The sequence below is a fragment of the Mesorhizobium sp. M7A.F.Ca.ET.027.03.2.1 genome (assembly GCF_003999175.1).
Lineage (GTDB): Bacteria > Pseudomonadota > Alphaproteobacteria > Rhizobiales > Rhizobiaceae > Mesorhizobium.
Window position 1 is genome coordinate 1 of sequence record NZ_RZOM01000145.1, and the last position, 8,558, is coordinate 8,558.

12 protein-coding genes are annotated in these 8,558 nt (G+C 62.5%); 7 read left to right on the forward strand and 5 right to left on the reverse strand.

Features of this window, described 5'->3' with window-relative positions; translation table 11 throughout:
• Together EN750_RS39350 and EN750_RS09155 are read left to right on the forward strand one after the other, a co-directional pair.
• A partial coding sequence (locus EN750_RS39350) for a WD40 repeat domain-containing protein (protein ID WP_189526113.1) occupies positions 1–1,039 on the forward strand: 1,039 nt, incomplete at its 5' end.
• Between the two features lie 41 nt (positions 1,040–1,080).
• Entirely contained in the window at positions 1,081–1,632 is a 552-nt protein-coding gene (locus EN750_RS09155; RefSeq protein ID WP_127396221.1) for an isochorismatase family protein, read from the forward strand.
• 301 nt (positions 1,633–1,933) lie between these two features.
• Here the strand turns inward: EN750_RS09155 and EN750_RS09160 are convergent, their stop codons facing one another.
• The gene (locus EN750_RS09160; protein WP_348629584.1) at positions 1,934–2,083 is read right to left on the reverse strand and encodes a hypothetical protein; all 150 of its coding nucleotides are present in this window, start codon (positions 2,081–2,083) and stop codon (positions 1,934–1,936) included.
• Positions 2,084–2,223: 140 nt separating this feature from the next.
• The gene (locus tag EN750_RS09165; protein WP_127396222.1) at positions 2,224–2,523 is read right to left on the reverse strand and encodes a DUF1236 domain-containing protein; all 300 of its coding nucleotides are present in this window, start codon (positions 2,521–2,523) and stop codon (positions 2,224–2,226) included.
• Positions 2,524–2,810: 287 nt separating this feature from the next.
• Here EN750_RS09165 and EN750_RS39920 point away from each other — a divergent pair, with 287 nt between their 5' ends.
• A complete protein-coding gene (locus EN750_RS39920; protein WP_210212736.1) occupies positions 2,811–2,996 on the forward strand; it encodes a hypothetical protein in 186 nt (61 codons plus the stop codon).
• 763 nt (positions 2,997–3,759) lie between these two features.
• Here the strand turns inward: EN750_RS39920 and EN750_RS09175 are convergent.
• Together EN750_RS09175 and EN750_RS09180 are read right to left on the reverse strand one after the other, a co-directional pair.
• On the reverse strand, positions 3,760–3,960 hold the full coding sequence (locus tag EN750_RS09175) for a hypothetical protein (protein ID WP_127396224.1): 201 nt from the start codon (positions 3,958–3,960) through the stop codon (positions 3,760–3,762).
• A gap of 336 nt (positions 3,961–4,296) precedes the next feature.
• Complete coding sequence (locus tag EN750_RS09180) at positions 4,297–4,584, reverse strand: hypothetical protein (RefSeq protein ID WP_127268526.1); 288 nt, start codon at positions 4,582–4,584, stop codon at positions 4,297–4,299.
• Positions 4,585–4,900: 316 nt separating this feature from the next.
• Between EN750_RS09180 and EN750_RS09185 the strand changes: the two genes are divergently transcribed.
• Together EN750_RS09185 and EN750_RS09190 are read left to right on the forward strand one after the other, a co-directional pair.
• Positions 4,901–5,119: an exopolysaccharide production repressor protein gene (locus EN750_RS09185; protein ID WP_306462370.1), complete on the forward strand. Its 219-nt coding sequence runs from the start codon at positions 4,901–4,903 to the stop codon at positions 5,117–5,119.
• A gap of 569 nt (positions 5,120–5,688) precedes the next feature.
• Entirely contained in the window at positions 5,689–5,991 is a 303-nt protein-coding gene (locus EN750_RS09190; RefSeq protein ID WP_027035237.1) for a DUF1236 domain-containing protein, read from the forward strand.
• An 87-nt stretch (positions 5,992–6,078) separates the two neighbouring features.
• Here EN750_RS09190 and yghU read toward each other — a convergent pair whose 3' ends face one another.
• Positions 6,079–6,945 carry a glutathione-dependent disulfide-bond oxidoreductase gene (gene yghU / locus EN750_RS09195; protein WP_127396226.1) on the reverse strand — a complete coding sequence of 289 codons (867 nt, stop codon included), beginning with the start codon at positions 6,943–6,945 and terminating at the stop codon, positions 6,079–6,081.
• Between the two features lie 195 nt (positions 6,946–7,140).
• Between yghU and EN750_RS09200 the strand changes: the two genes are divergently transcribed.
• The gene (locus tag EN750_RS09200) at positions 7,141–8,046 is read left to right on the forward strand and encodes a S1C family serine protease (RefSeq protein WP_013530631.1); all 906 of its coding nucleotides are present in this window, start codon (positions 7,141–7,143) and stop codon (positions 8,044–8,046) included.
• A gap of 15 nt (positions 8,047–8,061) precedes the next feature.
• On the forward strand, positions 8,062–8,558 hold a 497-nt coding region (locus EN750_RS09205; protein WP_145967518.1), incomplete at its 3' end, for a LysR family transcriptional regulator.

Sequence of the window (8,558 nt, forward strand, 5' to 3'; positions counted from 1 at the left end):
GGCGCTGGTGCACCCGCCCCCGCCAACGCTAGTGCCGCCGACCGCGCCCGCGCCTCCGGCGCCGCCGGAGGTCGCGGTCATTCCGCCGCCCATCGTGGCGCCATTGCCGCCGGCTCCGCCGCCGCTACCGACGCAGCCCGAGGGCCACCGCGATTCGGTCGTCTGGCTGGCGGTGGCGCCCGACGGGCACTCGATCATGAGCGCCAGCACCGATCACACGATCAAGCTGTGGGACATCGCCGCCAAGCAGCTGATCCGCACTCTCGGCGTGCACAAGGATATGGCCCGCACGGCGCTGTTCATGCCCGACGGCGTCAGCGCGCTGACGGCCGGCGACGACGGCGAGATCGTGCAGCGCAAACTTTCCGACGGCGCGGTGCTGCATGTCTTCTCCTCGGGCGGCAATGGCGGCGTCAGAAAGCTGGCGATCAGCCCGGACGGCAAACATGCCATCAGCGGGCACGACAGGGGCAATGTCATCGTCTGGGATCTCAAGAAGGGCGCTGTGCTGCACGCCATGAGCGGGAACGGCTGGTCGGTCAGCGCCGTCGCCGTCGCGCCCGATGGCAGGCAAGCCCTCAGCGGCAGCATAGACGGCACACTGAAACTTTGGGACATTGAAAGCGGCAAGCAATTACGAAGTTGGCACGGGCATGAGCGAGGCACATATGGCGCCGCGTTCACCGCCGACGGGCATCATCTGGTCACCGGCAGTGGCGATTACACGATCAAGCTCTGGGATCTGGACAGCGGCCGCGAAGCGCGCCGCTTTGAAGGCCACGAAGGCACTGTCTACGCATTGGCGCTGTCGGCCGACGGCCAGCGCCTGGTCTCCGGCTCGCTCGACGGCACGGCGCGGCTGTGGGACATGGACACCGGCAACCAAATCGCGATGTTCGATAGCCGGACTGGCCCGATCTACGCGGTGGCCTTCACCGCCGATGGCACGGTGCTGACCGGCGGCAACGACCGCACCATCAGGGATTGGCCGGCCGCCGGCGGCGACAGCATCGTGCTGTTTGCCGGCGCGCCGGAGTGAACGGAACCTTGATCGCATTGTCCGCTGTGCTATGAAAATCCATGTCAGCTCCCAGCCTCCCGGACAACGCGCCGCTCATTGTCATCGATCTCCAGACCGGCATGTTCGACGGTGTGCACGAGCCGCCGATCCATGATGCGCCAGGCATTGTCGAGCGCACCAAGGCGGTGATCGATTGGGCGCGGCGCGGCGGGCGCAAGGTCGCTTTTATCAGGCATGACGGACCCGATGGCGATCCGTTGGCACCGGATGAGCCGGGCTGGCCGGTTTGGCCCGCGCTCGGCCAGGCGGCGGACGAGCCGACCTTTGCCAAATCGGTGCGCGATGCATTCAGCAATCCCGCCTTCGGCGACTGGGTGGCCGGGCAAGGTGCGGGTGCTGTCGTGCTCTTGGGCGCACAGACCGATTTTTGCGTGGCCGCGACGGTCAAGGGCGCGATCGCCAGAGGGCTCGGCGTGACCGTGGTGTCCGATGCGCACAGCACGCTGGACAATGCCAGCGAGAGTGCCGAACAGGTCATCACCAGGCACAATGGCGAATTCGCGGAGGCCGGTGTCAATCTGGTGACCACAAAGGCGCTTGTCGGCGGCTGAAGCCCGACCGTCGCCGCAGGCCGCATCAGGCAGGCCGGCTTGAGGAGTTCGCGAGGGAAGACAGCGCTGGGCGGCTTCCGTGGTCGACGCGGACGGGGGGGCGCATTGTTGGGATGGCTCGGGCGCCCGCGTCAACCAGGGCGGCTCGTACCGCCGCATTAGCAACATTGCACATCGCAGGTCGCTCGAAACTTCCGCGAAAGCGGAATAGGCCGGAGCAAAAGTGCGGATTCGGCTGAGACTTTCGGCGCGCTTTCCCGGGACGGGGAATCAAAAAGTCTGCTGGTTGTCGGCATGCCCCTCAAGGCGTCCGTCGCTCCTGCACCGGATCGGCGAGGAACGACGCCGCAATCAGGTCGTCGGCATCGATCCGGCCATGACGATCTTCCATGATGGCCGCGACCTTTTGAAAGGTTTTCATTTCGGCATCCGTCACCCGCGCATTGCGCATTCTGGCTTGGAGATCGGCCAGGCGAACGCCCAAAGCAGGGGATCTCACAGCTTTGCTTGTCATCTTCACTCGTCCTGATTGGAACCTGACATGTGCGACCCGCCGCCGTGGCTGGCGGCGGGTTTGGGACCGTTCGAAATTCAGTCGTAGACCTTGATGATCTTGCGGGTGCCCGGATCCACCAGGACGGTGCGGTTGTCGACGACCACGTAGCGGTATTGGACATCGGGGATCTCATGAAGCTCGACCGTTTCCGGCAACGCGCTACCAATATTCAGTTCCACACCGGGAACCTTGACCGAAGCGAGGGGCTGCTTCTTCACATACTCGCGGATGACCGTGTCCTGTTCAGGCTGAATGACAACGTCCTGAGCGGCAACGGCGCCGACTCCGGCCAACAGCAATAGCGCCGCAGCGGTGCCCGTTAGGTGCATTTTCATACTGTTTCTCCTTGCGAGTCAGCATGACAAGATCGTCCAACGCTGACGAGCAACTGAACTTGAGCCAAATGAAAATGTTCCTCCGCTGGGGCTTCGGTCGGATGAGAAGTGCGACTTAAGTCCGGTCCGCGAGCGCATTAGTCTTACCGACGGGAACGGCTCTCTGTTCACGACTGTTTGTCTCCCGGATTCGGAGAAACAGATGGACAAAAGTGTTTGCCAAGCGCGCTGGTTGCTCGCACCGATTTTCGCGACGGCCGTCACCTTTCTGGGGATGGGAATAGTCCTTGGCTGACATGTCGTCGATCGGCGCAGCAACGTCCCTTCCTGCGCTGATAGGATTCGCAAGCCGCTTCGGCGGCTGGCGAATCCTCTATCTTCACCACGCGCGGGCCTGCTCATTCGGCAAGCGAGCGCTTCGTTCAGCTTATGCAACATTGGGAGGTTTACTATGGATCGGCGATCCTTCTTGACAGCAATGTTTGGCATTGCCGGGGCAGCAGCCCTTGCAGGGGCAATTCGCCCGACCGAAGCAGTGGCCGGTGTTCCAGGCGCCGGAAACGGCATTCTCGATGAAATAGAGGCGTCACAAACAGAGGCCTTCGACGACGGTACACATGCGGAGGTGCAGCCGGTCGACCATCGACGCTGGGATCGGGACTGGGATCGGGACCGGGATCGGGACCGGGATCGGGGCTGGCGCCGGCGCCGGCACGGGCGGCGATGGAGACGGGTCTGCCGTAGTTATTGGCGGCATGGTCGCCGTCGCGTCCGGTGCTATCGCAGACGCGGGCCCTCGGTCATCCTTCGGTTTTAGCAGCTAGCCAGCACGTCTTAGCGGCTTGACCAGCGCGATCGGCTCGGCGTCCGCATTTTTCCGGCGGTTGCCGAGCAGAATGCCGTTTGCCGAGGCTGGAGCTCCACATGGCGAGGCGGCGCGAAGGTGAATCCGCGCCAGACAGAAGCGAAGACGTCAAGATGACGGTGCACCGACGCATGCCATCCGTTGGCGAGAAATGGCCCGGCAGCCAGGTGCAAAGGGAGGCACGCCGGGCCAGCCGACTTCTGGCGGTCGCCGGCCATCCTTATATTCTATACGTCTAATATTAATGCAAGCGGCGCCAAAAGCCTCCGGTGGACAATACATCGCCCGAAGCCGTCCGCTCCACTGGACGAAGCCTGGAGGACCCGCGCGGCCGCAATCTCGCCATCGCTCGGCAATTGGTTCGGGCTCGTTCAGTTTGCCGCTTTGCTATCGTGTGTCGATCGAGCGGGCGGCGAAGGCAGGGCACGTTGATCCGCAGGCTGCTCGCTGAAGTAGAGCGAACTGCCGAGAACAACGAAGACGATGCCCACCGCCATCAATCCAACCATGAGCACGGCGATCGCCGTGCCTGGACCATGGCCTGTCTTGACGATGGTGGATCGGTGGGGCATCGCGCCGTTCTCCAGATATGGCACACCAGGGGTGCCGAACCTTCGCGACAAACGACAAGCGCGGCCCGATGTTCCCTTGGCGGAGCTTCAATCGGTCAGGTCGGGCTTTTGCTATTTCCTGTAGGACCAAGGTCTTATCTGTTGTGCGCAAAAGTCCAAGGGGCCTTGTTCAGTTCCGATAATGTCCCTTGGATGTTCCGCTATTTTAGGTAAATCTCATATAAAGCTTAGGGGGAAAACTTAGCCAGCCAAGCACATTTTCCCGCGAAACGGGCATGGAAAATGTGGCTTTGGCAAGTTCAACAACAGGCAGTCATGTCTCGGGCGACGAATGGCTCACGTCTCGTCGAATGGGCCCTCGCGGTTCTGATCGCGCGTGATCGCGGCTTCTTCCTCATCATCGGGAAGGGCGTCGTCGCTGTCCTGGTACGCGTTATCGTCGTCCTCGTCGGGCAGATCGCCGTCTTTTTCGATGCCGTAACGCATGTCGCCGTTTTCCGGCACGGACTCTGGCAGGATCTCGCCGCCCTTGATTGCATCCCAATCCTGCTGCTCGATGGTCGGCCCGTCCGCCTGCGGTGCGTCATCTTCGATATCGGCGTCTGGTTTGTTGCGCGGTGCCATGTTGGGCTCCTTTCCTTGAAAACTGCAGGCGAAACTCGGGGTGCCGGCGTTTGTTCCCGTGCTTGAACTGCAGGCGTGCTTCTGGATTGCCGACAGCTGGCAGCCCCCGCCAGCACCCGCCGCCGTCCCCGGATCGCCACGCTTGCCAAGTCGCCGCGCAATGGAGAGCGCAGTGGAGATGGGCCGCTTACTTGCGAAGTTGCTAAAATAATGAAATGTTGTCTGCGGGAAATGGGAATGAGGCAGGGACTGATCGGAACCGCCGCGGTTTCGACGGTTTTGGGAAACCATGTATTTTGGACAGTTTCTCGTAGGAATGTCAGCCACGGCCATCATCGTCGCGGTCTGGACCTATATGGTTACCGGCTCTTTCTGGGAGGCATTTGCCTGGACGATAGCGACGCTGCTTGTCCTGCAGGTCGGCTACTTCGTGCTCATCGTGAGGCTGATCTTCAGGGGCTCGCATGATATCGCGCCGAGCCAGGATCCGGTAGACGCCTTCCCGCCATTGCGTCGCGACGGTGTCCGGCTTTAAGACCGGGTAGCCAGGATCACTCGCGCGTGTGCGCCCGGGCAATTCGGGGAACCTCGCCACCAGCGCGACCACGGTGTTTGGTCACTGAGACAGCGTCCGAGCATATCCCTGCCGGAGATTTCGGCGCAGCGTTATCGTGGGAACATGACGCATGCGCGACCTCCTTCGCATGGAGCTCAGGCCGTCAGGTGGAACAAGTGATGATGCTTCGCGTTCTCTAGCGGTACCGGTGAGGTTGCCACCTCCATCGGAACTGCCATGGCTCGCTCTGCTCCCGGCGGGGCGAGCCTTTTTCGTGCTCCCATTGTCCAGACGCGAGGCTGATTTGACGCGGCGACGACAGGTGCTTCGCCAATCCGGCTACAGCAGGAATTTTTCGTCTTCTAATGTCCGTACACATTTGTGCAAGTTTTCAAGCATTTCCGCGCTGTCTGCCGCATGTCTGATCAGCAACAAATTAATATCCGAACCGAAAACGTAACATCTTCAATTCTGAAGTTTGATGGAACCGCATGGCAGCGGTGGAGTTTTTATGGAGGGCGGAATTCAATTGTCACTAGGAGACGGTCATGAAACTTTATCTTACAAGCGCGGCGGCCGCAGTCGTCCTGATGGGCGGCATTGGTGCGGCGCTGGCGGAGAGCGTCGTCGTCGTCCAGCCGGAGCAGGAGACGGTCGTTCGCGAATACATCAAGAGGGAACCGCTTGCCTCGGTGAACCTTCTGGGGGTCGAACTCAAGCTCGGCTCCTCGGTGCCGGACACTGTCGAATTGCGTGAGGTGCCCGACGTCAAATATCGCGTCGCCGTGATCAATGACCAGACGGTCCTCGTCGATCCGGAGACCCGCCAGATCGTTGAAGTGCTGCACTAAGGGAGTTCCCGCAGCACTGGACCTTGGGGAAAACCCGCCCCGACGTCGCGTCGGTGGCGGGTTTCCTTTGCCGCGACCCGCTATGGCCTATTCGGCGGCCAGTCTATCCTGTGTCTTGGTCTCGAAATCGCTGGCGTCGTGGCGCTCATGCAATTGCATGGCAGGCTCGCCGAAAGCGCGGTTGACCATGCGGCCGCGCTTGACCGCCGGTCGTGCGTCGATCGCCTTGGCCCAGCGTTGCACATGTGTGTATTCCTGCACGGACAGGAACTCGGCGGAATCATTGTACATGCGGCCGAGCGCCAGCCCGCCATACCAGGGCCACACCGCCATATCGGCGATGGAATAGTCCTTGCCGCCGAGATATTCGGTCTCCGCCAGCCGGCGGTCGAGCACATCCATCTGGCGTTTCACCTCCATCGAGAAGCGGTCGATGGCATATTCGAACTTTTCCGGCGCATAGGCATAAAAGTGACCGAAGCCGCCGCCCAGATACGGCGCCGAGCCCATCTGCCAGAACAGCCAGGACAGCACCTCGGCGCGGGCCGGCTGTTCGGTCGGCAGGAATTTGCCGAACTTCTCGGCGAGATAGACCAGGATCGAACCGGATTCGAAGATGCGCACCGTCGTTTCGCCGCTGCGGTCCATCAGGGCCGGGATCTTGGAGTTGGGATTGACCTCGACGAAGCCGCTGCCGAACTGGTCGCCATCGTTGATCCGGATCAGCCAGGCATCGTATTCGGCGCCCTTGTGGCCGCGCGCCAGAAGCTCTTCCAGCATGACGGTGACCTTGACGCCGTTCGGCGTCGCCAGCGAATAGAGCTGCAACGGATGCTTGCCGACGGGCAGTTCCTTGTCATGCGTCGGTCCGGCGATCGGCCGGTTGATGCTGGCAAAGGCTCCGCCGCTCGGCTTGTTCCAGGTCCATACTTTCGGCGGTGTGTAGTCGGTCATTTCGTGGCCTCGTGTCGGGGAAGGATGGCAGGTCGCCATAAACTAGGGCTGCGGATGTGTAAGTTCAACTTGCGTTGAACTATTATCGATGCCCGCAGAGCCGGCATCGGCAATTGGGCACTTCCTCGCCCTTGCGCCTTCTCCGGCGTGGCATACCTATAGAAGATGTCACCAAAGCCCATCCAGGACAAAAGCATGACCATCAATCCCAATCCGCGCTCGGTCGTTGCCGTGCGGGCTACTGTTCCCGAAGATGCCTTTACAGCCGGGGCGCTCGGCACGCTCAGGGAAGGCAGCGGCGTCGTCATTCGCAATGATGGACTGGTGTTGACCATCGGCTATCTCATCACCGAAGCGGAAGAGGTCTGGCTGACCAGCCATGACGGCCGCGTCATCCCCGCGCACGCGCTCGCCTATGACCAGGAATCGGGCTTTGGCCTGGTGCAGGCGCTGGCGCCGCTCGGCCTGCCGGCCGTGGCGTTGGGCGATGCCGGCAAGGCCAGGATCGGCGACGCCGTCGTGCTGGCCGACGGCATCGGCCAGTCGGTGCAGGCCAGGATCGTCACCAAGCAGGAATTCGCCGGCTATTGGGAATATCTGCTCGACGAGGCGATCTTCATTGCGCCGGCGCATCCGTCCTGGGGCGGTGCCGGGCTGTTCGGCGCCGACGGCTCGCTGCTCGGCATCGGCTCGCTGCGCCTACAGATGAGCCGCAACGGCGAGGTGGCCGACATCAACATGGTGGTGCCGATCGATCTGTTGCCGCCCATTCTCGACGACCTCCTGACGCGCGGCCAGGTGGCCAAGCCACCGCGCCCGTGGCTCGGCGCCCTGTCGGCCGAAAGCGACGGCAGGGTGGTGGTGATGAGCGTGACAGAGGGCGGCCCGGCGGCCAAGGCCGGCCTGCGTCAGGGCGACATCATCTCCGACATCCGCGACGGCGCGGTCGACGGGCTGGCCGATTTCTATCGCAAGCTGTGGGAAAGCGGCTCGGCGGGGGCCGAGATTCCGATGCGGGTGCTGCGCGACGGCCGCGAAACCTGGCTGCGCGTCAAATCGGCCGACCGCGGCAGTTTTCTGAAAAAGCCGCAGCTGCAGTAGGTGCGTCAGCCGCCGATGCATCCGAGACTGCTCAAGACCTTCCTTGCGGTGGCGCGGAGCCGCAGCATCACGCGTGCCGCAGAAGTGGTCCACCTCGCGCAATCGAGCGTCAGCGACCAGATCCAGGCGCTCGAAACGGAGCTTGGCGCGGCCCTGTTCACACGCGCGAAGTCAGGCCTTGAGCTGACGCCGGCGGGGCTGGCGCTGAAGCCGATCGCCGAGGATCTGTTGCGGCTCGATGGCGAGGCGCGCGCGGCCGTGCAGGCGGCGGCAAGTCAGACAAGCGGGCAGGTGACGATCGGCGCACTGGAGACGATTGCCTCGGCACGGCTGGCGCCCTGGCTACCTGGATTCCAGGCCGGTCATCCCGACATCATTGTGCGGATGAAAGTGGCGGGCAGCGGCGCGCTGCTGCGCCATCTGGAGAAAGGCGAGATCGATGTCGCCTTCTGTTTCGACCGCCGTGACTTCGCGAAGGACGCTTCCGATGAACGCTTCGCCAGGCGCACGAT

Bases quoted from the DNA above. Each gene is read 5' to 3' on its own strand.
- EN750_RS09155 (WP_127396221.1), top strand. From the start codon at position 1,081: ATGTCAGCTCCCAGCCTCCCGGACAACGCGCCGCTCATTGTCATCGAT.
- EN750_RS09160 (WP_348629584.1), bottom strand. From the start codon at position 2,083: ATGCGCAATGCGCGGGTGACGGATGCCGAAATGAAAACCTTTCAAAAG.
- EN750_RS09165 (WP_127396222.1), bottom strand. From the start codon at position 2,523: ATGAAAATGCACCTAACGGGCACCGCTGCGGCGCTATTGCTGTTGGCC.
- EN750_RS09175 (WP_127396224.1), bottom strand. From the start codon at position 3,960: ATGCCCCACCGATCCACCATCGTCAAGACAGGCCATGGTCCAGGCACG.
- EN750_RS09180 (WP_127268526.1), bottom strand. From the start codon at position 4,584: ATGGCACCGCGCAACAAACCAGACGCCGATATCGAAGATGACGCACCG.
- EN750_RS09185 (WP_306462370.1), top strand. From the start codon at position 4,901: ATGTCAGCCACGGCCATCATCGTCGCGGTCTGGACCTATATGGTTACC.
- EN750_RS09190 (WP_027035237.1), top strand. From the start codon at position 5,689: ATGAAACTTTATCTTACAAGCGCGGCGGCCGCAGTCGTCCTGATGGGC.
- yghU (WP_127396226.1), bottom strand. From the start codon at position 6,945: ATGACCGACTACACACCGCCGAAAGTATGGACCTGGAACAAGCCGAGC.
- EN750_RS09200 (WP_013530631.1), top strand. From the start codon at position 7,141: ATGACCATCAATCCCAATCCGCGCTCGGTCGTTGCCGTGCGGGCTACT.